The sequence below is a fragment of the Haloterrigena salifodinae genome (genome assembly GCF_003977755.1).
Taxonomy (GTDB): domain Archaea; phylum Halobacteriota; class Halobacteria; order Halobacteriales; family Natrialbaceae; genus Haloterrigena; species Haloterrigena salifodinae.
Map to the genome: position 1 here is coordinate 36,180 of NZ_RQWN01000005.1, position 24,774 is coordinate 60,953.

Here is a 24,774-nt window from a genome sequence, read left to right on the forward strand (position 1 = left end):
ATCGACGCCGGTTCGACGGACGATTCGGGTTCGGGATCGACGGGTGGGTCCCGGTTGGTGCCATCGTCGCCGCGTTCGTCGTTTTCGAAGCTCCTCACACCGAATGCACCTCCCGGCGGGTCAGCAGGAACAGGAAGAACGGCGCGCCGAGCGCGGCCGTGATGATGCCCACGGGAACGATCGGGGTGTCGATCGCGGGGCCGAAGGGCAGCGGAAGCCTCCCGAGTCGCGCGATCGTGTCGGTCGCGACCAGAAACGACGCGCCGGCGAGGGCGCTAGTGGGCAACAGAATCCGGTGGTCGGGACCGACGAGCAGCCGCATGATGTGTGGGACGACGAGGCCGACGAAGCCGATGACGCCGGCGACGGCGACGCCGGCCGCCGTGACGAGACTCGCGAGCGCGAGCAGGAGGAGTTTGGTCCGCTCGACGTCGACCCCGAGGTGGTGGGCGTCCTCCTCGCCGAGCAGGAGGACGTTCAAGTCCCGGGCGTAGGCTAACAGGATCGTCACGCCGACGACCGTCACCGGGAGCGCGAACTTCACGTCGCCCCACGTGCTGTTGCTGAGGTGGCCCATCATCCAGACGACGGCCTGTCGGAGGTCGTCGCCGCTCTGGACGAGCATGTACGAGATCATCGCGCCGAGAAACGCCTGGACGGCGACGCCGGCCAACAGGAGCGTCGCGACCGGCGTCCGTCCGCCCTCGGTCGCGATCGCGTAGACGAGAAACGCCGTTCCCAGCGCGCCGACGAACGCCGAGAAGTGGAGGCTTCCGAACGGGACCAGCGCCGGGAACGCGATCGCCGCGACCGCGCCCGCTGCGGCCCCCGACGAGACGCCGATGATCGACGGATCGGCTAGCGGATTTCTGAAAAAGCCCTGCATCACCGTTCCCGCGGCCGCCAGGGAAAACCCGACCGTCGCTGCGAGGGCGATTCGGGGCAGTCGAATATCCTCGACGATGATCTGGTGGGTCGACTTGACCTCGAACGAGAAGATCGGCGTATACTCGAGGCCGGGGGCCGGCAGTCCGATTCCGATACCCGGAACGATCACCTCTCTAACCACTACGCCCGAAGGAACGACGACGGCGTTCAGTATCGCTGCCGCGACCGTTACCGGATCGATACTGACCGCGCCGAGAGCGGCGCTCCCGACGACGACAGCGGCGAGCAGCGCCACGAGGCCCCCCGACCACGCGACGGTCCGGATCGGGCGCGTCATACATCGCAACCTCGGTTGGGTTAGACAAATATTTGTTGAAGAGCCGCTATTTATCAGCTAATGCGACAAAAAATCGCCGTTCTCGCTGCAGCCGTCCTCGTTCTCTCTCTGCTCGCTCCCGCCGCGGCTGGGAGCAGTGGAAGTGGAACCGCAACAACGACCGCCGCGGAGGCGACCCAGGCGGAGTGCGAGTACCCGCTCGAAGTAACTGACGCGACGGGCGAAACGATCACGCTCGAGGAACCGCCCGAATCCGTCGTCGCGTTACAGCCGAGCGACGCGCGGACCGTCTTCGAGATCGGCGCCGAGGATCGCCTCGTCGGCGTTCCGGACAACCCGGGGGTCTCTGACCTCGAGACGGACGGCATCGAGTCGGTCACCGACGGGTACGAAATCCAACACGAGACGGTGATCGATCTCGATCCGGACATCGTTCTGGCCGCGAACACCACGTTCGATTCGGATATCCAGACGCTCCGCGACGCGGGCCTCACCGTCTATCAGTTCGACGAGGCCCGGTCGATCGACGACGTCCGCGAAAATACGAACCGGACCGGCGCACTCACCGGTGAGTGCGCCGGCGCCGCGGAGTCCGTCCAGTGGATGGACGACCGCCTCGAGATCGTTACCGAGACGCTCGAGGGGACGGACCGGCCGCTCGCATACTACCCGATGGGAGCCGACGGGACGACGCCCGGAACCGACTCCTTCATTCACGACGTGCTGACGACGGCCGGCGTCGAGGACCTCTCCGAGGAAGCCTCGGGAACGTTCTACCCGAAACTCAGCGAGGAGACGATCGTCGAGGAGGATCCGGAGTGGATCATCTACCCCGACGACTCGGACGAACCGCGGATGCCCGACGTCGCCGAGGCGACGACCGCGTATCAGTCCGGCAACCTCGTCGCCGTCGACGCGAATCAGATCAGCCAACCTACGCCGCAGGTGATCTATCCCCTCCTCGAGATCGTGGGCGAAGTTCACCCGGAGGCGTACGCGGAGGCGAGTGCTGATATGGACGGCGCGAACGAAACCGACGCCGAGAACGAGACGAACGACGGCGAGAGCGAAAACGAGGACACGATCCCCGGCTTTGGGGCCCCTGTCGCGGTCGCCGCAGCGCTCGCCGCCGTCGGCATCCTCGCGCGCCGTCGGTAAGCGTCGTCTCACCCCGCCCCGTTTTGAAAAGCATTTACCCGTCGGACTGTCGAGATGAGTGTATGGTCGAAAACGTCATCTGGCCCGCCTATCTCGACGCGAACCGCACCCGCTCGGAGGGGCGGCGCGTCTCGCAGGATCTCGCGGTCGAAGAGCCGACGGTCGACGAAATCGCGAAAGCCGTCCAGCAGATCGGCTACGACGCCACGATCGAGCGGGACAAGGCCTACTCTCGGGAGCACTGGGCCGATCGCGGTCGCGTCGTCGTCCGCGGCGCCGACGACTCGACGAAAAACGACCTCGTTCAGGCCGTCGCGGCGTACGTCGTCGCGATGCGGGACTGACGTGCGTCGGATCGGCTCCGTCGTCCGCACCGCGCAGGGACTGGCCGTCCTGCGGGCGGAGGACACCGACGACGGATCGAACGACGACTCCGGCGACCGGTTCCGCGACGAGATCGGGACGTCCGTTCTCGACGACTCCCTCGAGTCGGTCGGTCGAATCGTCGACGTCTTCGGCCCGGTCGACCGCCCGTATCTCGCGGTGACGCCGGACGACGACGTCCACCTGCCATCGCTGGTCGGATCGACGCTGTACGCGCGGTAACGCTACCGCCGTCTCGGCCCCGAGTGGGCGATTCTTCGAGCCGCCTCGAGGGGAGAGGAAAACACCCATACGAGGCGGGTGCGAACCGCGGGCTATGAACGATCGGACGCGAGTCCTTCTCGCCGTCGGATTCACGGTCGCGCTCTTTCTGAGCGTCCAACTCGGCGCGCTGGCGCTGGTCGAACCCTTCTACGAGGGCGGCCACCAGTCCGTCGAGAACCCCGACGATCCGACCAACAGTCTCGTCTACTTCGGTATCATTCTCGTCGCGACCGCGCTCATGCTCGTCACCATCAAGTACGACGTCGAGTGGCTCATCAAGGCCATGATCATCGGCGTCAGCGTGATGATCTCGTGGTACGTCTTCGACGAACTCATCCCGTCCGTGGTCACGGTGAGCTCGGTCAACGTCGCCGCTGCGGCCGCCGCCGTAGCCGTCGGTGGCGCCCTCCTGCTGTATCCCGAGTGGTACGTCATCGACCTCACTGGCGTCGTGATGGGTGCTGGCGCGGCCGCCCTGTTCGGCATCAGCTTCGGGCTCCTCCCCGCGCTGCTGTTGCTGACCGTCCTCGCGGTCTACGACGCGATCAGTGTCTACGGCACCGAGCACATGCTTGAGCTCGCCGAGGGCGTGATGGCGCTCAAGATTCCCGTCGTCCTCGTCGTCCCGACGACGCTCTCCTTTTCCTACCTCGACCCCGAAAGCACCGAGGGCGTCGTCGACGGCCACGAAGCGGCCGACGCCGAGAGCGTCGACGACTCGAGTCCGAACGCAGCCTCGAGCACCAACGGCGGGCCGCGTCCCGACGACGCGCCGACGGCGGGCGAGACCGACGCCGACCCGGCGGCCGACGGGGACGACGCCCTCGAGCGCGACGCCCTCTTCATCGGGCTCGGCGACGCCGTCATTCCGACGGTCCTCGTCGCGAGCGCGGCGTACTTCCTCGAGGTCGGGATGATCGACGTCCCCGTGATCACGTTGAACGTCCCGGCGCTAGGCGCGCTGCTCGGAACGATCGCCGGCCTGCTCGTGCTCATGTACATGGTCCTCAAGGGTCGACCCCACGCGGGACTGCCGCTGCTCAATGGCGGTGCGATCGCCGGCTACCTCGTCGGCGCGCTCGCGAGCGGGCTCTCGCTGGCGACGGCGCTCGGCCTCTGATCGCGGCTGGCGACCGCTCCGGCCTCGAGAATGCTAGTCTGCGGGAAAACGAATCGCGCTGAATTACACCGGCTCGGACCGAGTACGATCGGGGCCCGCTCGAGTTACTCGTCGCCGTTCTTGAGTTCGACATCCACGTCGTCGCCGTGCTGGATCCCGGCGGTCATGGTATCGGCGCGGTCCTGCTCGGACTCCATCGGAACGTTCTCGTCGTCGGGATAGACGGCGACGACGACGAGGTGGTCGCCGCCGTCTTCGGCCCGGGCGACGTCGACGTAGACGTCGACTTCGGTTTCACCCTGCAGCGTCGCCGATCCCTCCCACGTGTCGAACCGCACCGCCGCGTTGAGTCCGTCGATCTCGTCTTTGGTGATGGCCCGGCCGCCGATGTTATCGCCGACCTCGAGGCCCTCGTACTGTCCCTGCAGGTATTCGACGAGTTCGGCCTTGGACATCTCCCCGACAGGGTTGAACTCCTCGCCGGCGACGGAGACCTGCGGCGTCGAGACGAGCGCGAAGACGCCCGCTTCCTGCTCGGAGCCGAGGCCCGGCAGTTCGATCATCCGCGTGTAGTCGGTGAGGTAGTTCGTGACTTCGACCGACTCGCCGGCGAACTCCCGCTCTTCGACGAGCTCTTCGGTTCCCTGGTACTCGTAGCCGGCCTCCCCGGCCGCGTCCTCGCTGACGCGGATCGGCGACGCCTCGAACGTCGTGGCGTCGTCGATGAGATCGCTGAGACAGCCCGCCGATGCGCCGACGGCACCGGCTGCAGCCGCGGCAACGAAACGTCGTCGATTCATACTATTCTGGTCGACCGTATTCTGCAGTATAAATTTCGTGGTCTTCGTCACGTCGTGGAACGGAGAGACGGACGCCGGCGTCGGAATCGACGGTTCGCGGACCGTCGGCCGACCGCTACTCGCCGGAGGGCAGCCGATAGGTCGCGCCGTCGTCGGTGTCCTGGACCTCGATCCCCAGCGCCTGCAGTTCGTCGCGCAGGTCGTCGGCGCGCTCGTAGTTGCCCGCCTCGCGTTCGCGCTCGCGGACCTCAAGGACGAGGTCGACGACGTCGCCCGCGAGGTCGGCCGTCCCGGTCGTCTCGCCGGCGAAGGAGAGCCCGAGCACGTCGCCGAGTTCCTCGAGGGCCTCGACGGCCTCGCGGAGACCACGGTAGTCGTACTCCGCGCGGTCCTCGAGGTGAGCGTTGATCGCCGTCGCGACCGACAACAGCGCGGACTGGGCCTCGCGCGTGTTGAAGTCGTCGTTCATCGCCGCGACGAACGACTCCCGGGTGGTCTCGATCTCCTCGCGGAACGACGCGTCCTCGACTTTCGTCCGCGCGTCGGGGGAGTCGACCGCCTCGACAGCGGCCTCGTAGGCGCGCTCGAGGCGATCCCATCGTTCTTCGGCCTCGGCGATCGTCTCGTCGGAGTAGAGCTGTTTGCTGTTGTACGACCCCGCGGTCAGGAACGTCCGCAGGACGTTCGCTCCCCACTGGTCGACCGCGTCGTCGACGGTCACGAAGTTGCCCATACTCGAGGACATCTTCTCGTCGTCCATCTGGAACAGTTCGCAGTGGAGCCAGTAGTTCGCGAACGCCTGGCCCGTGGCGGCCTCGGACTGGGCGACCTCGTTCTCGTGGTGGGGGAAGACGAGGTCCCGTCCCCCGATGTGGATGTCCAGCGTCTCGTCTAGGTGGGTCATGCTCATCGCCGAGCACTCGATGTGCCAGCCGGGCCGGCCCTCGCCCCACGGCGATTCCCACGTCTGGGACGTCTCGCAGGCCTCCTCGGCCGGCGCCGCGCCCTCGTGGCGGTGTTCCTCGATCGCGCTCTCGTCGACGGCGCCGGCCTTCCAGAGCGCGAAGTCCGCGGGGTGGCGCTTTTCCGAGCGCTCGTCCGGATCGCCCTGAGACTCGATCTCGTCGAGTTCCTGGTTCGAGAGCTTGCCGTACTCCTCGAAGCTCGTCACGTCGAAGTAGACCGAGCCGTTGGACTCGTAGGCGTAGCCCTCTTCGACCAAGGTCTCGACGAGGTCGATGATCTCGGGGACGTGCTCGGAGACGCGGGGGTAGACCTCGGCCCGAAGGAGGTTCAGCGAGCGCATGTCCGCGAGGGTGCGTTCGATGTAGGTCTCGGCGACGTCGAGTTCGTCCTCGCCCAGGTCGTCCTCGCCGACGCGGGCGACGATCTTCTCGTTGATGTCGGTGAAGTTCTCGACGTGACGCACGTCGTAGCCTATGTACTCGAGCCAGCGGTGCATGACGTCGACGTGGACCCACGACCGCGCGTGGCCCAGGTGGGGCGGGTCGGAGACCGTCAGGCCACAGTAGTACAGCAGGACACTCTCGGGATCCCGTGGCTCGAACGGCTCCTTCTCGCCCGTCAACGTGTTCGTCACGTGCAGGGTCATTAGCGATACTTCCCGTGGATGGTAGTTAAAGCGTTTGACCTCCTTCGCGAGCGTGACGGCCGAAACGCCGGGATGCACGCGACATCCATCGCGGCGGCGAGCTTAGTTCCGATCGGCGAGGAACGCCGCGGCCCGCTGCTCCCCCAGCGCCATCAGTTCCTCGAGGAAATCGGGATCACGGTCGAGTTTGGTCGCGTGGTGATACCCCGTGAGTTCGATTCGATGGGTCGTCGTCACCGTGTAGTCGGGATGGTCGAAGTGGCCCGCCTCGATCCACTCGTTGATCCGTTCGATGAACCGAAGCTCCTGATTCAGCGAGATGTTCCCGCCGAGTTCGTTGCGCCGGTCGGCGATCTCCGCAAGCGTCGTCGGCGTCTCCGACCGTCGCTGGGGGTTGATCTGAACGACCCAGAGTTCGTCGGGCGTCCGCTCGCCGGGGACCGACATCAGGTCGTGCACCGGCGGATTCTGCGAGAAGAGGCCGTCCCAGTAGCGCTGCCCGTCGATTTCGACGGCTTCGAACAACGTCGGCAGCGCCGCGGAGGCGAGCACCGCGTCCTCGGTGACGTCCTCGGCGGTGAACGTCTCGAAGTCGCCCCGCTCGAGGTTGACGGCGCCGACGACCAGTTCCGGTCGCTCGGCGCCGCCGAGTTCGGGAATCGCGTCGAAGTCGATGTATCGCTCGAGGATCTCGGCCAGTCGCCGCTGTGCCGCGTCGTCGTAGGGGACGCAGTACGGACTCACGCTCGGCAGCCCGACGCCCATACTGTCGAGACGGGTATAGGTCCGGACCCAATCGTTGAGGAGTCGATCGAACGCGTCGGTCGCCGCGAGATCGCTCCAGATTCCGTCGAGGATCTCGACCGCCGTCGACGGGCCGCCGGTGAGCAGTCCGTACCAGACGCCCAGCGCATTGACGGCGCCGCCGGAGGTGCCGCTGATGCCGACCAGTTCGAACCGTTCCTCGTCCGCTGTCCAGTTCGCGAGGAGTTCGCGGAGCACGCCCGCCGCGAATGCAGTGTGGCTCCCACCGCCCTGACAGGCGATCGCGATTTGTCGCGGCCCGTTCGAGTCAGCCATCGTCGATTCGGGCGTCGCGTCCGACTGACTCGCATCGCCGTTTCCGTCGCTCATCCGCCATCACGCCCGCTCGGTCGTCGAGTGAGGGCCCCCATATCGCCGTTTCGCTCGGCCCGTCGACCCAGTGATCGGATCAGTACTCGGTTCGTGCGCGTCGCCGTGGTTCGAGAAGTCATCCGACAACCACGATAGCCAACGGCCACCTGTAAATATATTAACGGTAACGCGAGCGGCTATTCGGTCGGCACGGCTGCGAGCGCGTCCTCGACGGCCCGTAACGCGTTCGCACCCGCCAGCCGATCGACGACGACCAGCAGCGACCCCTCGCCGACGCCGGCCGCGATCGGTGTGATCTCCTCGAGTGACAACCGCCGGAGGACTGCGGCGAGCGCAGACGCGTCGACGGCCCCGGCCGCGACGATCGCCGTGTGGTCGCCGTCGCCGCCGTCGGGAGCGAAGGCCGCTTCGCCGACGGTGAGCAGCGCCTCCGCGTCGCCGTCGACAGACCCGATTCCGCTTTCCATGCGCACGCGAACGTCGCGCGAGTCCGTTTCGTAGGCCGACAACTCCTCGGCGTAGCGGCGCAGTGCCGTCGCGATCGCGTCGGTCTCGCCGTCCACCTCGAGGAACCGGGCGGCGGCGGTGTAGTTGACGATTCCCGCGCGCAGTGCCGTCACGAGAAACGGATGCTCCTCGGCCGTGCGCCGGGTCTCGGCGGCCAGTGACATACCGCCCATCGGGGCGGCCGACACCATAAATACGACGCCGCTCGCCGATCGCGGGTCGGTCGATCGTCGGCTCCCTCGCTCGGACGCACCGGGACCGCCGTGTTTTTGCCTCGAGCGCCCGTCGTTTCGACTATGCAACTGGCAGACGTCGAGGAACTCATCGAATCGAACCTCGAGGACGCGACGGCGACGGTCACGCACGCGCGAGACGAACACGACGACGATCACCTCGCGGCGACGGTCGTTTCGCCCGCGTTCGAGGGCCAGCCGCTGGTCCAGCAACACCAGCAGGTCTACGACGCCCTCGACGACCACATGACGACCGACATCCACGCCCTCGAGCTGTCGACCTACACGCCCGAGGAATACGAGGAGTACGAGGGCTAACCGACGGATGATCATGGCTGGCGCTCCCCCGACCGTCGGCCGCGCCGTCGAACCGCCGAACCCCAGTTTTATCCGCCGTTCCTGAAAGGTACGCGTATGGAATCGCTTCACCCCCGCGTTCGACTCCTCTGGATCGCCCAGGGAGCGCTCGCGGCGATCGGTCTCGGCGTCGGACTCGCCGCCGTCGACCGGTGGCTCGTCGACGTTCCGACGGTCGCCTTCGGCGTCATCGTTGCACTCGGCTTCGTCCTCGGCGTCGCCTACGCCGTCCGACGCTACGGCGTCTGGCGGTTCGAGATCGAGTCGGACGCGCTCTACCTCGAACGGGGCGTCGTCACCTTCGTCGAGACCGCGGTCCCGTTCGTCCGGGTCCAGCACGTCGACACGCAGTTCGGTCCCGTCGAACGCGTCTTCGGCCTCTCGAGCGTGGTCGTCTACACGGCGGGCTCGCGGAACGCCGACGTTCGCATTCCGGGGCTGACGCCGGAGCGCGCAGAGAAGATCCAGGATACGCTCCGCCAACTCGCCACCGAGAGCGACGCTACCGACGCCGTCTGACCGCGATGAACCGTCTGCACCCACTCAGCGCGGCCGCGTACGCCCTCCAGTACGGGTTCCTCTGGCTGTCGGTCGCGTCGATCCTCACGCTCCTCCTCGGCGGGATCTTCGACGCGATCGAGTCGGCCTGGGTCCCCCTCGCCGCACCGGTGGGACTCGTCGCCGGAGCGGCCTACGGAATCGCCTACTACTACCGGTTCGAGTACGGCATCACCCCGGATACGTTCGACGTCGCCTCGGGGGTGCTCGCCCGCCGATCGCGCGAAATCCCGTACGAACGCATCCAGAACGTCGACGTCCGACAGGGTGTCTTTCAGCGCCTGCTCGGCCTCGCCGTCGTCTCCATCGAGACCGCCGGCGGCGGCAGCACCGAGGCCGCGCTGAACTTCGTCAGCGAATCGGAGGCCACCCGGCTGCAACACCAGATCCGCACGCGAACCGCCGAGGTGAAAGACCGCCGCCGCGGGCGCGGACGGTCCGCCGCGTCGGCGGCCGACGAGCGGAGCCCTGCGACAGACGAGGCCTCGAGCGACGCCGAGACCGAGCGGACGAGCGCTGCGACCGACCTCGACGAACCGGCGCCCGACGCCGACGGACCGACGGCGGAATCCGACTCGACGGACGGGACGACAACGAGCGACTCGGACCCGGTCTCGGACGGTCGCGACCGCGTCGCCGGACCCGACTCGCAGGGACCGCGTCGAGAGCACCTGTTCGCACTCGAAGCGCGGGAACTCCTGCTCTACTCGTTTACGTCGTTCCGTCCCGCCGCAGCCGCGGCCCTGCTGGGGTTGTTCTTCCTCGCGACCGACCTCGCCATCGAACTGCTCGTCAGCGCCGCGCGGCCGTTCGGCGGCCCCGCGAACCTGGGTAAGGGGTCGACCGCCAGCTACGGTATTCTCACGGTGGTGTCGCTCGTCAACGGCGTCGTCTCCGCGTACGTGCTGAGCGTCGTCTACACGTTCGCCGCCTACTACGACTTCCGGCTCGGTCGGGCCGGCGGAGACTTCGTCTACGAGCGCGGGCTGCTCCAGCGCTACAGCGGCTCGATCCCCGTCGAGAAGGTGCAGTCGGTAACGGTGACCGCCAACCCGCTCCAGCGACTGATCGGCTACGCCGGACTGTGGGTCGAAACGGCCGGCTACGGTCCCGAGAGCGACAGCGGCGGCAGCCAGTCGGCCGTGCCCCTGGCTGAACAGGGTCGCGTCCACCGGTTCACCGAGACGCTCACGGGCGTCGAATCGCCGCGCTTTCGGAGCCCGCCGACGACGGCGCTCCGACGGTATCTCGCTCGATACGCCATCGTCGCAACCCTCGTCGTCGCGGCCGCGTTCGCCGTCGCGCAGTTTTCTCCCCTCGAGCGCTGGTACGCCGCCGCCGTCGTCTTCGTCGCGGTCCCGCCCGCGGCCTACCTGAAGTACGTCAACCTGGGCTACTACGTCGGCGAGGACCACCTTGTCGTCCGGCGGGGCTTCTGGAAGCGACGGACGACCGTGATCCCCTACTACCGAATCCAGACGGTCTCGACGCGTCGAACGATCTTCCAGCGTCGCCTCGGTCTCGCGTCTCTGGTCGTCGACACGGCGAGTTCGCGCAGTTTCTTCTGGACGTCGCCGACGATCTACGACGTCGACCTCGAGGACGCGCGCGACGTTCACGGTACCGGCCGAAAACGCCTCCAGACGGCCCTGCACGATCGCGCCCGGGCCGACGACAGCGGGCTGACGATCGACTTTACTTGAGTCGCGACGATCCCGAGATTTTATTGAACAGCACTAACATTTTTCAGCTATGGAAGTCCTCCATTCCCGCATCAGACTCTTCTGGATCGCGAAGGGAGCGATCGGCGCGATCGCTCTCGGCATCGTGCTCGCGGCCGTCGATCAGTGGGTGACCGACGTTCCGACCGCCGCGATCGCCACCGTCGTGCTCCTCGGCCTCGGCCTCGGAATCGCGTACGCGGTACAGCTCTACCGGGTCTGGCAGTACGAAGTCCAGTCCGACGCGCTCTATCTGGAACGGGGTGTCCTCACGTTCGTCGAGACCTCGGTGCCGTTCGTTCGCGTCCAGCACGTCGACACGCAGTTCGGGCCGATCGAGCGCGCCCTCGGACTCTCGAGCGTGGTCGTCTACACGGCGGGCTCCCGGAACGCGGACGTCCGCATTCCGGGGCTGACCCCTGACCGAGCGCGCGACCTGCAGGATACGCTTCGCAAACTGGCCGTCGAAAGCGAGGCCGACGATGGCGTCTGAGACGAACCGTCTCCACCCGCTCAGCGGGGCGATGATGGCTCTTCGGCGGGGCGTCAACGGACTCTCGATTCCCGTGTTCCTCATCGGAATCGTCCCGACCGTCCTCGGTATCGACGCCGACCTCGCCGTCGACCTCCTGTTCGTCCTCGCTCCGCTCGGCTTCGTCGTCGGCGTCGGCTACGGCCTCGCCTACTACTACCGCTTTACGTACGCGCTCACCGCGGACACGTTCGACGTGACGTCGGGAGTATTCTCCCGGCGCGCCCGCGAGATTCCGTACCGCCGCGTCCAGAACGTCGACGTCTCGCAGGGGATCGTCCAGCGACTGCTCGGCCTCGCCGTCGTCTCGATCGAGACCGCCGGCGGCGGCAGCACCGAGGCGACGCTACAGTTCGTGAGCAACGACGAGGCCGATCGCGTCCGCTCGGAAATTCGACGGCGAACGGCCGCGCTCGACGACGCGAGCGACGCGGCCGAGGGGTCCGCGGCGACCGATTCGGTCTCCGAGACTGCGGACGAAGACGTCGCGGAGCCCCAGCCCGACAATGGCGCCACTCGAGGCGACCGATCGACGACGCCCCTGTTTGAACTCGAGGTCGGCGAACTGCTGGTCTACGCCGCGACGGCGTTCCGGTGGGGTGCGGCGGTCTTCCCGATTCTGCTGGTGTCCCTGTTGCTGGACGCCGATTCGGGTGCGGGCTTCGTTCCCGACTTCGTCTTCGAGACCGCCCGGACGGTCGGCGGTCCCGAATCGATCGACGGGGCCCCGGTCCACGCGCTCCTCGTCCTGGCCGCGGTCGCCGCGCTACAGTGGTTCGTCGCCACGTACGTCGCCAGCGCGCTCTACACGATCGTGAACTACTACGGGTTCCGACTCGGCCGGCAGGGAAACGACTTGCTCTACGAACGCGGCCTGCTCCAGCGCTACAGCGGCTCGATCCCGACCGACAAGATCCAGTCGGTGACGATCACCGCCAACCCGCTCCAGCGGCTGGTCGGCTACGCCGGCCTCTGGGTCGAGACGGCGGGTTACGGGCCCGAGAGCACCGGCGGAAATCAGTCGGCCGTTCCGATGGCCGCCGAATCGCGGATCTATCGCTTTGCGACGGCGCTGACCGGCGTCGACCGCCCCGACTTTCGCGGCGCGTCGCCGCTGGCCCGGCGTCGGTACCTCGTGCGCTATTCGCTGCTGGCCGTCGGCGTCGTCGCTCTCGCCTTCGGGGCCAGTCGAGTGACGGGCCTCGAGCGCTGGTATCTCGCCGCGGTCGTCGTCGCCGCGGCGCCGCTCGCCGCGCACCTGAAATACGTCAACATCGGCTATCACGTCGGGGACGATCACATCGTGATCCGGCGCGGGTTCTGGCGACGGCGGACAACCGTCATTCCCTATTACCGCGTGCAGACGCTCTCGACCCGGCGGTCGATCTTCCAGCGCCGCCTCGGACTCGCGTCGCTAGTCGTCGATACGGCCAGCTCCCAGACGTTTACCTGGTCGGAACCGACGATCGAGGACATCGATCTCGAGACGGCGCGGACGCTCCACGAAACCTGCGGCGAACGACTGCAGACGGCCTTGCGCGAGCGGGCCGGAGACGACGTCGGGCTCTCGGTGGAGCCCGGCGACCGGCCGTGAGTTCCCGCGCCGACACCGCGTTCGAGTCGACGCCCGACGGCGCTGCAGTGCCACGGGAGACCACGACGTTTTTGCCCCGACCGTTCGACTCGCAGAGTATGGCTTCAGCCGGCATCGACCGATCAACCGGGAAACGCCACCGGGGACGGTCATGATCAGCGACGCGCTTCGGTACCCGGTCAGCGACGCCCTCGGACGAGCGGCGCTGCTCAGGTGCGGCGTCAGCGTCGTCGCGCTCGCGGTCGGGGTGCGGTACGCGGTCGCGGTCGCGCCGTCGATCGTCGCGCTCGTTCCCGCGGCCGTCGCGTTCGTCGGCGCCGTCGTCCTCTTCGGAACGGCGGCCGTCATCCTCGGATCGGACGAGCGACGACCGATGCCGTCCGTTCGGGCGGTCGTCCGTCCCGGCCTCGAGGCGCTCGCCTTGTCGGTCGTCGTCCTCGTCCCGGCGATCGCCCTGCTGACGCGGTCGCTGATCGAGACGCCGGCGGCGCTTGCACAAGACAACGGCGCGGGGCTGGGACTGTTCTCGCTCGTCTCCTCGACGATCGCGATCTTCTTCTTCGCCGCGTGTGCGTACGTGTACCCGGCCGCCGTGGCCGCGAGCGTCTCGACCGGACGACTGCGTGCGGCGGCCGAGGCGGAGACGGTACTGCCCGTGTTGACCGATCCGACGTACTTCTTGCGGTGGACCGTCGGGTTTTCGTTCGTCGTGTTCGCGGCGTGGCTGGCCGCGACGGCCGTCCGCCGCGGCGACGTACTCGGGTTGCTCGCCGCGGGGGTCGCCGCCTACGCCGTCGTCGCGGGCGCCCGCGCCGTCGGCGTCGGCTACGCTCGAGCGTCGGGCGGCGGGCCGAGATAGGAACGGCCGATCGAACGTCGAGCCATCTCGAGAGAAGGAGTCGCTATCACCGGTCTCGAGAACCGGCGGGTCGGTCGTCGTCGATCAGATGTTCGGTGCTCGAGGCTCGCTGCTCTCGACGCGACGGTTGTGGAGCGTCTCGTTGGTTTTCCCGTCGAAGACGTGAATCGCGTCCTCGGGGATGTGCGCGACCACGCGGTCGCCGGCCTCGATCCGGCTCATCCCGTCGATCGTCACGATGGCCGTCTCGCTTCCGTCCTCGCCGAGATCGAGATAAACGATGTTCTCGTCGCCGGTCGGTTCGACGACGGTGACCGTCGCGGGGACGGTGTGGCCGTCCGCGCGCCGGGGGTTGCCGTCGCTGTGTTGGATGTCGATATCCTCCGGCCGCACGCCGAGGACGAGCTCGTTCCGATCGCCGATCGCCGTCGTAATGTCGTTCGAGACGGCGTACTCGAGGGTCTCGCCGACGAGGACGGCTCCGTCGCCGTCCGCGTTGCGGCGCGTGACGTCGAAGAAGTTCATCGCCGGCTCGCCGATGAAGTCCGCCACGAACGCGTTCGCGGGTTCGTGATAGCACTCGAGGGGCGTGCCGACCTGCTGCAGTTCGCCGTCGTTGAGGATGGCGATCCGGTCGCCCATCGTCATCGCTTCCGTCTGGTCGTGCGTGACGTAGACCGTCGTCGTCTCGAGTTGCTCCTGGAGCTGCTGGAGCTCGGTCCGCATCTGCGCGCGGAGCTTCGCGTCTAAGTTCGAGAGAGGTTCGTCCATCAGGAAGACGGCCGGCTCCCGGACGATCGCGCGGCCGAGCGCGACCCGCTGTTGCTGGCCGCCGGAGAGCTCTTCCGGCTTCCGGTCCAGCAGGGGATCGATCCCCATCATCTCGGCGGTCTCTTCGACTCGGGTGGCGATCTCGTCGTCCGAGAGGTCGGTAGACTCCTCGAGTCCGAACGCCATGTTCTCCCGCACGGTCATGTGCGGGTACAGCGCGTAGGACTGGAACACCATCGCGATGTTTCGCTCCTTCGCCGGCAAGTCGTTGATCACCCGGTCGTCGAGGCAGATCTCGCCGTCCGTGATCGACTCGAGTCCCGCGATCATCCGCAGCGTCGTCGACTTGCCACAGCCCGAGGGGCCGACGAGGACGAGGAACTCCCCGTCCTCGATATCGATCGATACGTCGTTGACGGCGACGATCTCGTTGCCGTCGTCTTCCGTGAATACTTTTCGTACGTCGTCGAGTTGGGTTTCTGCCATCGTCAGAGCCTCCAGTTGCGTATCGTTAGTTGTCGGTCGGTCATGTCTGTACTCCCTCCGCGAACTTGTCGGCGAACAGCACGTAGACGAGCAGCGTCGGGAGCGCCGTGATGAACGCGCCCGCCATCCGGAGCGGGTAATCCGTTCCCTCGAGCGACTGGCCGAGCCCGGACAGGATAAGGGTCGCGGACGCGGCCGGATCGTTGGTGCTCCCGATGATCGTCAGCGAGAACAGGAACTCGTTCCAAATCTGGGTGAACTGGAAGATGAACACGACCGCGAACATTGGGATCGACAGCGGCAGGACGATCCGTCGGTAGACTCGCCAGATCGACGCGCCGTCGAGTCGCGCGGCCTCGATCATCTCCTCGGACATCGTCTTGTACTGCGACCGGAACAGCAGCGTCACGATCGGAATCCCGTAGGCCGTGTGCGTGATGATCAACTCGAGGATCGTCGCGTAATGCGGCTCGAGCAGCGGGAGGCCCCACAGGAACGAGAGCCGCGCGCTCAGTTGCATGTACTGGCTCCAGAACTGGAAGAGCGGGACGATCACCGCCTGATATGGGACGAAGATGCCCGCGATGAACAGCGCCAGCACGGCGATCTGCCCGCGCCAGTCGACGAGCGTCAGCCCGTAGGCGGCCATACTGCCGAGGAGCGCACACAGGATCGTCGACGGGATCGTAAACAGCATGCTGTTGACCATCCCGGGCGCGAGGTAATCGAACGCGATCTGCCACTTCTCGACCGTAATCCCGCTTCCAGCGGGTGGAAAGAACGGGAATGTCTCCTGAAGTGCGGTCGGCGTTTTGATCGACGTCACGAGTCCGGACTCGATCGGGATCAGATAGAACCCGACGAGGCCGATCAGCGTGGTGTACAGTCCGACGCGGCCGATCGAAATCCCGCCGGTCTCGTGCTCCGTCGCCGCCTCTTCGGTGGTAACTGTTTGCTCGCTCATAGGTTCCCTCGCTTGTACTGGTTGTACAGATACGGTGCGATGACTCCCAGCGACAGGACGAACAACATGAGTGCGATCGACGACCCGTAGGCCCATTCGGATCGGCCGAACGACTCACGGACCATCTTGGTCGCCAGGATGTCGGCCCCGCGGCGGGGTCGGTAACCGTCGAAGGTCGCGTACAGGAAGTCGAACGCCTTCAACGCGAACAGCACTAACGTGACGGTCGCGCTGACCATCGCCGGTCGTAACTGCGGAACGATTACGCGCCAGTACATTCGAACCGTGCTCGCACCGTCGACTCGTGCGGCCTCGTACTGGTCGTTCGGGATCGACCGGAGCGCGGCGAGGTAGATGATCATCGTGTACCCGCTGAACTGCCAGACGAGCGCGAAGATCACCGCCCCCAACACGAGGCGGGGGCTCCCGAGCCAGTTGTAGGGGCCAAGGCCGAAGAGCCCGATGAACTGGTTGACGATACCGTTGTTCACGTTGTACATCCACCGCCAGAACTGGGCCGTGACGATGAACGAGAGGGCGAACGGCAGGAGGTAGATCGTCCGAAACGACCTGCTGAACCGAATCTCCCGATCGAGCAGCAGTGCCAGGAGGAGGCCAACGATCAGACAGACGACCGTGAAGCCGACGAGCAGAACGAACGTGTTCCGTGTCGCCGCCCACATCCCCGGATCGTCCAGCATCGCCCGGTAGTTGTGCAGACTGAGGTTGCTGTAGTCCGGATCTCCGAATCCGGAGTACTCCGTCAGCGAGAGCAGGAGGTTCCAGCCGATCGCGGCGTAGACGAAAAAGCCCATCAGCAGGAACGGCGGCAGCCAGAACGGCGACGACTGCACGATGTCGCTGTCGAGCCAGCGTCGGAGCGTCGAGCGTCCCTCAGTCGTTCCCCCGTCGGTCCTGACGCGTCGCTCGCGACCCGTCCGCCCGCTTTCGGGCCCGTCGTCACGGTTACGCCGGACGCTACGCAGTAATGCTAAAAAACGTTTCATGTTTATGGGACGAGTTAGACGCTGTCCATGAAGCCACTCGTGGCGCCGTCAACATCGTAGGGGTCCGCGAAGTTGTTGTTGAGGACGTCCTCGAGGTCGGCCTGGGTGCTCGTGTCCACGGCGAGGCCGTGTGCGAGCGTCGGCGGCTTTTCCGAGGCGTTGTCGAAGTCGTCGATCGTGTCCGTGAGATAGGCGTTGAACTCGTCGGTAGACACGTCCGTCAGCGTCGGGATCGATCCCTTGGACTGGTTGAACGCGACCTGTGCCGGCTCGGATCCGACGAACTGGAGCCAGGTTGCGGTATCGTCCGGCGTCGGATTGTCGCTCGGGTAGATGAACGAGTCGATGTGGAGGGTGTAGTAGTCCTCCGTTCCGGGGTACTGGATCGCGTCCCAGTCTTCGCCGTACGTGAGATCCTTGTCATCTGCGATGTACGCGCCGGCGGCCCAGTTGCCCTGGTGGATGAACGCGGCGTCGCCGCTCATGATGTCCTGGTTGACTTCGGTGAAGTCGACAGAGGACGCGTCGGCGTTGATATAGCCGAGGATCTGCTCGAGCTTCTCGAAAGTGTCGCGGACGGCGCTCTCGTCGCCGTTGCCTTCGATGAAGTTCATGTAGGCCTCGTAGCCGTGTTCGCCGAGCATCGTCTGGGCCCACGTCTGGAGGATACACCACGGCGCGAGCGAGAACGCGAACGGCGTCGCGTCGGTCTCCGACTCCACGGCGTCAAGCGCGTCGATCAGCGCGTCGGCGCTGTCGATCGAACTCGGATCGACACCGGCGCTCTCGAGGACACTGACGTTGTAGAAGAGGTCGTTCAGGCGGTGGGAGCCGAGCGGGACCGCCGAGAAGCCGCCGTTGTGCTGGCAGAGTTCGACCGCTTCCTCGACGTGGGCGTCCTTCAGGCCGGCCTCGTCCCAGACCTCCGACTCGATGTCGCCGACGGCGTCCTCGTACTGCTCCAAGTTTGCACCCGGCCAGCCGGCGAACGAACTCGGCGGATTGCCGCCTTGGAGGCGGTTCGCGACCGTCTGGTCGAGGTTTTCGTTGCCGCCGCCACCGATCGGGTTCTCGTCGTACTCGAGGTCCGAGTGCTCTTCCTCGAACGCCGAGAAGAGCGCGTCGGCGGCCTCGGCGCCGTCGCCGCCGGTCCATCCGTGGAGGACTTCGAGCGTACTGCCGCCACCGCCGGTACAGCCCGCGAGGGCGGTTACACTCGCCGTTCCTGCTATACCCGCACCCTTGAGAATCGTTCGACGTGATAGGTTGTTACCGTCGACCACAGTGAATCACACATAATTAATAGTCCATACCCCCCTTAATAGTTTCCATAATTAATTACATTCTGAGTGAATCTGCTAAACCGGCTGATGAATACCCTGCGGGCTGGCGATACCACGCACAGAGAGGGGCGATCCGATTCCCCGGTATTCAACACTGTGTCTCGGACGCATACCGGTGGATTTTACGCACCCGCCGGTCAATCTCCGCACATGAGTGACGACTACAGAGTCGAACGCGACAGCCTCGGCGAGATGCAGGTACCCGCGGACGCCTACTGGGGCGCCCAGACCCAACGCGCCATCCAGAACTTCCCGATCTCGGGGATCTCGTTCAGCCGTCGGTTCATCCGAGGGCTCGGCGTCGTCAAGAAGGCCGCTGCGCAGGCCAACCGCGATCTGGATCTGATCGACGACGACATCGCCGAGGCGATCGTCGAAGCGGCCGACGAGGTCATCGCCGGCGAGCACGACGACCAGTTCCCGGTCGACATCTTCCAGACCGGCTCCGGCACCTCCTCGAACATGAACGCCAACGAGGTCATCGCCAACCGCGCCGCCGAGATCATGGGCTCGGAGATCGGCGACCGCGTCGTCCACCCCAACGACCACGTCAACTACGGTCAGTCCTCCAACGACGTCATCCCGACCGCGATGCACGTCGCCTCCCTCGAGGCCGTCGAGAAGGACGTCATTCCCGCCCTCGATACCCTTCGAGAGGCGCTCGAGGCGAAAGAGGAAGAGTTCGACGACGTCGTGAAAACGGGTCGGACCCACCTGCAGGACGCGACGCCGGTCACGCTCGGCCAGGAGTTCTCCGGCTACCGAACGCAGGTCGAGAAGGGCCTCTCGCGGGTCGACAAGGTTCGCGAACATCTCGCGGAACTCGCGCTGGGCGGCACCGCGACCGGAACCGGGCTGAACACCCACGAGGAGTTCCCCGGCCGCGCCGCCGAGTACATCACCAAGGAGACCGGCGTCCAGTTCCGCGAGGCCGACAACCACTTCGAGGCCCAGGCCGCCCACGACGCGATGTCCGAGGCCCACGGCGCGCTCCGCGTCGTCGCCGGTTCGCTGAACAAGATCGCCAACGACCTGCGGCTGCTCGCCTCCGGCCCCCGTAACGGTCTCGGCGAGATCGAACAGCCCGAGAACCAGCCCGGCTCCTCGATCATGCCCGGCAAGATCAACCCGGTCGTCGCCGAGGCGGTCAACCAGGTCCACAAGCAGGTCGTCGGCAACGACGCCGCCGTCTCCGCCGGCGCCGCCGAGGGCCAGATCGACCTCAACCTCTACAAGCCCGTGCTGGCCCACAACTTCCTCGAGTCGGCCGAACTCATCTCGAACGCCAGCCAGGTCTTCGCCGAGCGCTTCGTCGCGGAGCTCGAGGCCAACGAGGAGTACTGCGAGGACCGCGTCGAGCAGTCGATGGCGATGGCCACCTCGCTGAACGTCCACATTGGCTACGACAAGGCCAGCGAGGTCGCCAAGACCGCGCTCAAGGAGGACAAGACCGTCCGCGAGGTCGTCCTCGAGAAGGGCTACCTCGACGAGGAGGAGGCCGACGAGGTGCTCGACCCCCGTAAGATGGCCGAGCGCGGCATCCTCGGTCAGGACGACTGAGCCGACCCACTACGAGTACTTCTCGCGGCTCTTCTCTCTCCGGCTCCGTCTCCGTCGCTTTCCGGGTCCGCTTCGGCGGCTACGCGCTGGCTTCACCGCTCGAGTCGATCGTCCCCCGATCGAGCGGCTCCTCGATATCGCCCAGCACCACCTCGAGCAGATCCGTTACGGTCACCGGATCCACGACGCCGCCATCGGCGGTTCGCCTCGGGATCGACGGCCGTCGACAGGACGACGATCTCGCCCGGTGAGTCCATCACGTCGCCACCAACCGCTCGCCGATCCGGAGGGGCTTCATCACGTTCTCTCGGCGTTCCGTCGGGAGTTCTTTTTCCTCGAGTACCGAGCCGAGTCGGGATACTGGCGCGGCCGCGTCAGCCCGAATCTGATTGCGACGAAAAAGGCGGTGAGCAGGACGAGGACCCCGCCGCCGAGCAGTCGACTGACGATCTCGAGGGCGTCCATTATCGACCTCGTCTCGAGGACGGAGTAAGTCATCGAGTCGATACCGGCGCCGGCGTTGCTGGACTCCGACTACTGTCCGGTCGCCGATCCGTTACGTACCCGGGACCTGATAGATGCCTCCGTTCGGTGCTCACACGACCCAATACCCTCGTCACCTACCAGCATTCGGAGTACTCGGTCTCGAGTAATCACGTTTCCGAATAGGTCTTTCTTCACGAATCGTTTCGACTAAATCGGCGTAGTGGAGCCGAATCAGCGCCGGTTAGCGTGGAATAAAAAACCCAAGCAGTTTTGGCGAATGCTCGCGTCTGACGAAATATGCACACTTGTCGCAACTGCAACCAGTCGTTCCAAACCGAGCTCGCCCTCGAACTCCACCGCGATACGTGTCGAAAGGGACAACTCCTCTGTCAGGTATGCGGCGAACGATTCCGGGAGGGCAACGCCACGCAGGACGGATGGCACTACGAGTGCCCGAACCAGGACTGTGACGGCGAGGGGCTCACGGCCGACCTGTATCGCGTCGAAGACGTTCGAACGACGACGACGCACTGAGACCGAGCAGCGAGCTCAGTTCACTCTCGTTTTCCGACTGGATACCGGCTGCGACTCGTGTTCCGTGTGTGCGATCGGGGTGTCACGTGTGTCCGTGCGACGGTCAGCTCGCTGCCCCTCGATTTTGCACATCGATTTCGTCAGTACCGGTGGTACGGTCTGGGGATCAGGGTCGCTCCTCGACAGGATCTGGTAATCGACTGAGCTACCCTCGAGTTACTTCGTCGACTGGAATGACGAGCGTATTCCGGAGTTCGATGTTCGACTCGAGCAGAGAGGAACTCCCGTATTCGGTTGGTGCGATCTCACCGGTTACGCCCAGACAACGAGAGCGAACGAAACGAGATGTGGCCTTTCTACCCTCGAGACCGGTGGTGTCGCCGGTCTTCCGTATTGGACCACAACTTCGGAGATTGGGTTGTTCAGCGTCTGCTTCACGTCGATTCTAACCCGAATGATCTGATTTGGGTAAACTATCCAATCGCTAAGATAGAACGAATACCTCTCCTTAGGTGTTCTATTAGACAGTTTTGGTAGCGAAGTGGGTAACCAAACGGCTTTCTGCACGGTGTCGGAGTCTACTAGCAGCAGACTTGTGGATATCCAGAGCTTCTGCAAGTTCGGTGAGCGTACACGTTCTGGGATCGTTGTAAAATCCCCTCTCAATGCCAGTGTCGATGAATTGCTGCTGTCGGTTCGTTAGTACCGTATCAGTTTCGTGGGAATGAGACAAAGAGATCACCTGATACGGAATCTCCGATGCCGCAAGTTCCTCTAAATAGTCCGACAGGCTGTCATGACCAGCGACGACATGTACTGAGAACCGTCCGTTTTGGAGAATCGTTGGATATATCGAGATACAGCCGGACTCGTAGAGAGGATCGTATGCCTTTGAATCTCTGGTGAGAAACTGGAGAAGTACTATCTTTGAGTCCGCGTGAAGGAGTTCAACATTTGCGGCATCAGGTGTAGTTTTGAACTCCCGAATAACGTCGGACCTATCGGTTGTCCTGACTTCGAGTGTGACGAGCGCACCTTCATCACGAAGTTGCGTCGCGAGAAGTCGGAATTCGGCGGTCGGAAACCCCGTTGAAAGTTCTGCGAGCCATCCCCCGATCGCCGCCCCATTCAATTCGACTTTCAAGTGTGGCATTGCTAGAATCGATTCCTGGGAAGTACTTAAAGACAGCAACCTGTTTCTACTAAAACCTACGCTAGTCGAGGCCCTCTCTCCCCTGTGGTCGAAATGAAATACTCCACGACCTATCCAAGCACTCGCAGAGGGAAAGACCAATGACAGCCGATTCACTCACACCGCAGGAACGAGAGAACGAGCGTATTGCACGTCGTATTCCTGAAGATGTTTTCGGTAACAGTGATCTCGACTTGCTTGACGACCTGTACGCACCCAATGCCGTCGATTACAACCCATTCGGTGCCCAAGAGGGATTAGAGGCGATTCGAGAATCCTATGAATCGTTCCTTTCGGCATTCCCTGACATCAAGCAAACAGTCGAGCACAGCGTTACTAGTGGTGATACGGTCGCACTCCATATCACGAGTCGCGGAACGCACAGGGGAGTCTTCTGGGGGATTGAGCCAACTGGGAAGGAGATTGAGGTACAACAGATGGCGTTCTTCCGCATCGAGGATGGGTTAATCGCTGAGCGATGGTTCCTCTCAGATAACCTGACGCTACTCCGACAACTCGGCGTTATCGATTTCCCACCAGAGTGAGGAAGAGCCCGTCCAAACACCCTCATACATAGGCCTTAGCCGGATGGCTATTTGAGCAGGCCGCCTGACTGATGAATACTTTGACGGACGCGTTCACGGACACCGAGATCTATCGGACGACGAGACTCGCCAGAGAATACGGCTTCGAATCCTTCGACTCTGGACGCGCAGACAACGTGACGTACGAAGATACATGCTTTTTTGAGTTACAGACGTTCATGGGAATGGTTGATTGTGGGACCGCCCAAGGCGCGGCTCGCTTCAAGTATCGAAGAGGCAAAAACTACGGGCCACACAGTGATACCCACCTTCGCACCGCCAAACAATTCTCTCGGGATACGCTTGTCGACGGCTTTGACGACGCCAACAAGTGCATCCTCTCTGTAATCGCATCCCAAACCTCGTTTCCGCGGCCGGTGACCGTCGCTATCGATATAACTACGTTCCATACTACGGTGAAGTGGAGGCCATGCCGATGGTCAGCGGCACAAAAACCCTGATCAGTACGCATACAAATACGCCACCATATCGCTAGTCGTCCGGAACATCCCGTTGGTCCTCGGCGTCGAGCCCGTCCAGCAGAACTCGAAGTGGGACGAGAATCCGCTGATCGGATGCATCGCGTCGTCCGCACCCTGGTTCGACGAGCTCAACGCCACGTCCAGATCGACACCGTGCTCTGTGACCGCGAATTCGACTGAGTAGAGAAAACCTTTCTCTCCAAGACTCATCGAGCCGATCGAGCCTAACGAGAACCAATCCTCCGAACTACTGTATTGGACGCCACTCGGATATTCGGTATAGCGCTATGGTATTTATCTGTCCGTCTTCGACCGTGCTCGTAGCTAGATAACATACAACATTATTGTCGGTCGCTGAATCGAACAGCTGCTTCAGCGACACCAATCCGACTGTGATTGCTCGACCGACTCGAGACTGACTGCGAACTGTCGCCCGTGCATTCGTTACGGGTTCGGAGTCTGTGACTGACCGCCGGAGCGATTTAGCCCGGCAAGTGCAGTTGTTCCTCGGTTTTCCCGAGCACGGTTCCCCGCTCGAGGGGCCAGCTGATATTCACGAACGCAATGGTACGTCACAGGGTACAAGCGGGTCTCGACTACCGTTATCGAGGCCTCGAGTACAGAGACGACGCGGTATCGCAGTCGAGCAGATTCCTCTCGAGAACGCATTACATCGGTTCGTACGGGGGATTACGCCGTGCGATAGCCGCGATAGTGCGGGATTCGAGTGCGTAAACCGGGCCACGAAAATCAGGCTGGCTAGGACGCTAGGAGCAAAGGTCTCTGGCTCCCCGCCGGACGTCCTGGCAGCCGTGAAGAACACGGTTTGCAGATGCGTCTCGTCAGCAGCGTTCTTCGAGTTCCGTTTCGCTCGAAAGCCGCGCCACGATTTTCCGACGCAACCGGCACCGAGGTGACGGTCGCGTACTCCCGGGGTGTTCGAATAGCCTAGCAACGCCGACCTCGAGGCCCACAGGGACGAATACTGTGTCAATAAGCGGACAGCGGGATAGTAGCGTGAACGAAGGACTATTCTCCGGCCACGGGAGTCTCGAACGGAAACCCGCACTGAACCCTACTGAATTAGTCTGACCGGTCAGATCGGACAACCCGTTGGGGACGGGACTACCACCGAACCTCGTTCGTCGATCGACTAACCGAGTCGGCCCGTCCGTGAGCGGGCGAGGTTCGATCGGAGTACGAATGCGATACGAGAAGGCCCCGCTCCACCTCGCTCACTCCGTGACGGGTCACGGTTTCACCAAGCCTTGTATTCGCCCAGAGCTGCCGCTGAGGCCGTTTTC

24 protein-coding genes and 1 pseudogene are annotated in these 24,774 nt (G+C 64.4%); 14 read left to right on the plus strand and 11 right to left on the minus strand.

The genetic code is table 11. From position 1 onward, the window contains the following. Positions 1-94 precede the first annotated feature (94 nt). The gene (btuC, locus tag EH209_RS20360) at positions 95-1,225 is read right to left on the minus strand and encodes a vitamin B12 ABC transporter permease BtuC (RefSeq protein ID WP_126664653.1); all 1,131 of its coding nucleotides are present in this window, start codon (positions 1,223-1,225) and stop codon (positions 95-97) included. A gap of 60 nt (positions 1,226-1,285) precedes the next feature. Between btuC and EH209_RS20365 the strand changes: the two genes are divergently transcribed. The 4 genes from EH209_RS20365 to EH209_RS20380 all read left to right on the plus strand — a co-directional run bounded on the left by EH209_RS20365 (position 1,286) and on the right by EH209_RS20380 (position 4,151). After that, complete coding sequence (locus EH209_RS20365) at positions 1,286-2,383, plus strand: PGF-CTERM-anchored ABC transporter substrate-binding protein (RefSeq protein WP_126664654.1); 1,098 nt, start codon at positions 1,286-1,288, stop codon at positions 2,381-2,383. Between the two features lie 62 nt (positions 2,384-2,445). Then, entirely contained in the window at positions 2,446-2,727 is a 282-nt protein-coding gene (gene srp19 / locus EH209_RS20370) for a signal recognition particle subunit SRP19 (RefSeq protein WP_008895289.1), read from the plus strand. A 1-nt stretch (position 2,728) separates the two neighbouring features. Continuing rightward, positions 2,729-2,989 (plus strand): H/ACA ribonucleoprotein complex subunit GAR1, encoded by a 261-nt coding sequence (locus EH209_RS20375; RefSeq protein WP_126664655.1) that lies wholly within the window; start codon positions 2,729-2,731, stop codon positions 2,987-2,989. 94 nt (positions 2,990-3,083) lie between these two features. Next, positions 3,084-4,151, plus strand: a complete 1,068-nt coding sequence (locus EH209_RS20380; RefSeq protein ID WP_126664656.1) for a presenilin family intramembrane aspartyl protease PSH — start codon at positions 3,084-3,086, stop codon at positions 4,149-4,151. A gap of 104 nt (positions 4,152-4,255) precedes the next feature. Here EH209_RS20380 and EH209_RS20385 read toward each other — a convergent pair whose 3' ends face one another. The 4 genes from EH209_RS20385 to EH209_RS20400 all read right to left on the minus strand — a co-directional run bounded on the left by EH209_RS20385 (position 4,256) and on the right by EH209_RS20400 (position 8,371). Continuing rightward, entirely contained in the window at positions 4,256-4,951 is a 696-nt protein-coding gene (locus tag EH209_RS20385; protein ID WP_211338399.1) for a DUF6517 family protein, read from the minus strand. A gap of 115 nt (positions 4,952-5,066) precedes the next feature. Next, positions 5,067-6,563, minus strand: a complete 1,497-nt coding sequence (gene cysS / locus EH209_RS20390; RefSeq protein WP_126664657.1) for a cysteine--tRNA ligase — start codon at positions 6,561-6,563, stop codon at positions 5,067-5,069. A gap of 102 nt (positions 6,564-6,665) precedes the next feature. Further along, positions 6,666-7,697, minus strand: coding sequence for a patatin-like phospholipase family protein (locus EH209_RS20395; RefSeq protein WP_211338400.1), 1,032 nt, complete (start codon positions 7,695-7,697; stop codon positions 6,666-6,668). Positions 7,698-7,876: 179 nt separating this feature from the next. After that, a complete protein-coding gene (locus EH209_RS20400; RefSeq protein WP_126664658.1) occupies positions 7,877-8,371 on the minus strand; it encodes a DUF7523 family protein in 495 nt (164 codons plus the stop codon). A gap of 132 nt (positions 8,372-8,503) precedes the next feature. On the opposite strand from EH209_RS20400, the gene EH209_RS20405 reads away from it, so the two are divergent. The 6 genes from EH209_RS20405 to EH209_RS20430 all read left to right on the plus strand — a co-directional run bounded on the left by EH209_RS20405 (position 8,504) and on the right by EH209_RS20430 (position 14,061). Then, entirely contained in the window at positions 8,504-8,758 is a 255-nt protein-coding gene (locus EH209_RS20405) for a BolA/IbaG family iron-sulfur metabolism protein (RefSeq protein WP_126664659.1), read from the plus strand. Positions 8,759-8,854: 96 nt separating this feature from the next. Continuing rightward, positions 8,855-9,316 (plus strand): PH domain-containing protein, encoded by a 462-nt coding sequence (locus EH209_RS20410; protein ID WP_126664660.1) that lies wholly within the window; start codon positions 8,855-8,857, stop codon positions 9,314-9,316. 5 nt (positions 9,317-9,321) lie between these two features. After that, on the plus strand, positions 9,322-11,058 hold the full coding sequence (locus EH209_RS20415) for a PH domain-containing protein (protein WP_126664661.1): 1,737 nt from the start codon (positions 9,322-9,324) through the stop codon (positions 11,056-11,058). A gap of 49 nt (positions 11,059-11,107) precedes the next feature. Continuing rightward, the gene (locus EH209_RS20420) at positions 11,108-11,569 is read left to right on the plus strand and encodes a PH domain-containing protein (RefSeq protein ID WP_126664662.1); all 462 of its coding nucleotides are present in this window, start codon (positions 11,108-11,110) and stop codon (positions 11,567-11,569) included. Beyond that, entirely contained in the window at positions 11,559-13,202 is a 1,644-nt protein-coding gene (locus EH209_RS20425) for a PH domain-containing protein (RefSeq protein WP_211338401.1), read from the plus strand. Before EH209_RS20420 ends, EH209_RS20425 begins: the two co-directional genes overlap by 11 nt. A gap of 151 nt (positions 13,203-13,353) precedes the next feature. Next, complete coding sequence (locus EH209_RS20430) at positions 13,354-14,061, plus strand: DUF4013 domain-containing protein (protein ID WP_126664663.1); 708 nt, start codon at positions 13,354-13,356, stop codon at positions 14,059-14,061. An 84-nt stretch (positions 14,062-14,145) separates the two neighbouring features. Here the strand turns inward: EH209_RS20430 and EH209_RS20435 are convergent, their stop codons facing one another. Genes EH209_RS20435 through EH209_RS20450 form a run of 4 tightly spaced genes read right to left on the minus strand, consistent with a single transcriptional unit; the run spans position 14,146 to position 18,572 of the window. Beyond that, a complete protein-coding gene (locus EH209_RS20435; RefSeq protein WP_126664664.1) occupies positions 14,146-15,318 on the minus strand; it encodes an ABC transporter ATP-binding protein in 1,173 nt (390 codons plus the stop codon). Positions 15,319-15,358: 40 nt separating this feature from the next. Further along, entirely contained in the window at positions 15,359-16,282 is a 924-nt protein-coding gene (locus EH209_RS20440) for a carbohydrate ABC transporter permease (protein ID WP_126664665.1), read from the minus strand. Beyond that, positions 16,279-17,289: a carbohydrate ABC transporter permease gene (locus tag EH209_RS20445; protein ID WP_211338402.1), complete on the minus strand. Its 1,011-nt coding sequence runs from the start codon at positions 17,287-17,289 to the stop codon at positions 16,279-16,281. The genes EH209_RS20440 and EH209_RS20445 overlap by 4 nt, the downstream gene beginning before the upstream one ends. Before the next feature lie 14 nt (positions 17,290-17,303). Continuing rightward, positions 17,304-18,572 carry an ABC transporter substrate-binding protein gene (locus EH209_RS20450; protein ID WP_229380159.1) on the minus strand — a complete coding sequence of 423 codons (1,269 nt, stop codon included), beginning with the start codon at positions 18,570-18,572 and terminating at the stop codon, positions 17,304-17,306. Between the two features lie 210 nt (positions 18,573-18,782). Here EH209_RS20450 and EH209_RS20455 point away from each other — a divergent pair, with 210 nt between their 5' ends. After that, positions 18,783-20,192 carry a class II fumarate hydratase gene (locus EH209_RS20455; protein ID WP_126664666.1) on the plus strand — a complete coding sequence of 470 codons (1,410 nt, stop codon included), beginning with the start codon at positions 18,783-18,785 and terminating at the stop codon, positions 20,190-20,192. A 297-nt stretch (positions 20,193-20,489) separates the two neighbouring features. On the opposite strand, the gene EH209_RS24270 is transcribed toward EH209_RS20455, so the two are convergent. Further along, positions 20,490-20,657 (minus strand): hypothetical protein, encoded by a 168-nt coding sequence (locus EH209_RS24270; RefSeq protein ID WP_164722100.1) that lies wholly within the window; start codon positions 20,655-20,657, stop codon positions 20,490-20,492. Between the two features lie 318 nt (positions 20,658-20,975). Between EH209_RS24270 and EH209_RS20460 the strand changes: the two genes are divergently transcribed. Next, positions 20,976-21,212, plus strand: coding sequence for an HVO_2901 family zinc finger protein (locus EH209_RS20460; protein WP_126664667.1), 237 nt, complete (start codon positions 20,976-20,978; stop codon positions 21,210-21,212). A 520-nt stretch (positions 21,213-21,732) separates the two neighbouring features. Here the strand turns inward: EH209_RS20460 and EH209_RS20465 are convergent. Next, positions 21,733-22,365, minus strand: a complete 633-nt coding sequence (locus tag EH209_RS20465; RefSeq protein ID WP_126664668.1) for a helix-turn-helix domain-containing protein — start codon at positions 22,363-22,365, stop codon at positions 21,733-21,735. Positions 22,366-22,505: 140 nt separating this feature from the next. On the opposite strand from EH209_RS20465, the gene EH209_RS20470 reads away from it, so the two are divergent. Both EH209_RS20470 and EH209_RS25200 read left to right on the plus strand, forming a co-directional pair. After that, a complete protein-coding gene (locus tag EH209_RS20470) occupies positions 22,506-22,949 on the plus strand; it encodes an ester cyclase (RefSeq protein ID WP_126664669.1) in 444 nt (147 codons plus the stop codon). Between the two features lie 86 nt (positions 22,950-23,035). Then, a pseudogene (locus tag EH209_RS25200) lies at positions 23,036-23,647 on the plus strand (transposase); the annotation flags it as partial. Positions 23,648-24,774: the final 1,127 nt, after the last annotated feature.

What these genes read in the sequence shown, in the direction of transcription:
- EH209_RS20385 (WP_211338399.1), bottom strand. Translation starts at nt 4,951, where the DNA reads ATGAATCGACGACGTTTCGTTGCCGCGGCTGCAGCCGGTGCCGTCGGC.
- EH209_RS20435 (WP_126664664.1), bottom strand. Translation starts at nt 15,318, where the DNA reads ATGGCAGAAACCCAACTCGACGACGTACGAAAAGTATTCACGGAAGAC.
- EH209_RS20405 (WP_126664659.1), top strand. Translation starts at nt 8,504, where the DNA reads ATGCAACTGGCAGACGTCGAGGAACTCATCGAATCGAACCTCGAGGAC.
- EH209_RS20430 (WP_126664663.1), top strand. Translation starts at nt 13,354, where the DNA reads ATGATCAGCGACGCGCTTCGGTACCCGGTCAGCGACGCCCTCGGACGA.
- EH209_RS20365 (WP_126664654.1), top strand. Translation starts at nt 1,286, where the DNA reads ATGCGACAAAAAATCGCCGTTCTCGCTGCAGCCGTCCTCGTTCTCTCT.
- EH209_RS20400 (WP_126664658.1), bottom strand. Translation starts at nt 8,371, where the DNA reads ATGTCACTGGCCGCCGAGACCCGGCGCACGGCCGAGGAGCATCCGTTT.
- EH209_RS20465 (WP_126664668.1), bottom strand. Translation starts at nt 22,365, where the DNA reads ATGCCACACTTGAAAGTCGAATTGAATGGGGCGGCGATCGGGGGATGG.
- btuC (WP_126664653.1), bottom strand. Translation starts at nt 1,225, where the DNA reads ATGACGCGCCCGATCCGGACCGTCGCGTGGTCGGGGGGCCTCGTGGCG.
- EH209_RS20455 (WP_126664666.1), top strand. Translation starts at nt 18,783, where the DNA reads ATGAGTGACGACTACAGAGTCGAACGCGACAGCCTCGGCGAGATGCAG.
- EH209_RS20470 (WP_126664669.1), top strand. Translation starts at nt 22,506, where the DNA reads ATGACAGCCGATTCACTCACACCGCAGGAACGAGAGAACGAGCGTATT.
- EH209_RS20420 (WP_126664662.1), top strand. Translation starts at nt 11,108, where the DNA reads ATGGAAGTCCTCCATTCCCGCATCAGACTCTTCTGGATCGCGAAGGGA.
- EH209_RS20445 (WP_211338402.1), bottom strand. Translation starts at nt 17,289, where the DNA reads ATGAAACGTTTTTTAGCATTACTGCGTAGCGTCCGGCGTAACCGTGAC.
- srp19 (WP_008895289.1), top strand. Translation starts at nt 2,446, where the DNA reads ATGGTCGAAAACGTCATCTGGCCCGCCTATCTCGACGCGAACCGCACC.
- EH209_RS24270 (WP_164722100.1), bottom strand. Translation starts at nt 20,657, where the DNA reads ATGGACGCCCTCGAGATCGTCAGTCGACTGCTCGGCGGCGGGGTCCTC.
- EH209_RS20380 (WP_126664656.1), top strand. Translation starts at nt 3,084, where the DNA reads ATGAACGATCGGACGCGAGTCCTTCTCGCCGTCGGATTCACGGTCGCG.
- cysS (WP_126664657.1), bottom strand. Translation starts at nt 6,563, where the DNA reads ATGACCCTGCACGTGACGAACACGTTGACGGGCGAGAAGGAGCCGTTC.
- EH209_RS20440 (WP_126664665.1), bottom strand. Translation starts at nt 16,282, where the DNA reads ATGAGCGAGCAAACAGTTACCACCGAAGAGGCGGCGACGGAGCACGAG.
- EH209_RS20460 (WP_126664667.1), top strand. Translation starts at nt 20,976, where the DNA reads ATGCACACTTGTCGCAACTGCAACCAGTCGTTCCAAACCGAGCTCGCC.
- EH209_RS20415 (WP_126664661.1), top strand. Translation starts at nt 9,322, where the DNA reads ATGAACCGTCTGCACCCACTCAGCGCGGCCGCGTACGCCCTCCAGTAC.
- EH209_RS20395 (WP_211338400.1), bottom strand. Translation starts at nt 7,697, where the DNA reads ATGAGCGACGGAAACGGCGATGCGAGTCAGTCGGACGCGACGCCCGAA.
- EH209_RS20410 (WP_126664660.1), top strand. Translation starts at nt 8,855, where the DNA reads ATGGAATCGCTTCACCCCCGCGTTCGACTCCTCTGGATCGCCCAGGGA.
- EH209_RS20425 (WP_211338401.1), top strand. Translation starts at nt 11,559, where the DNA reads ATGGCGTCTGAGACGAACCGTCTCCACCCGCTCAGCGGGGCGATGATG.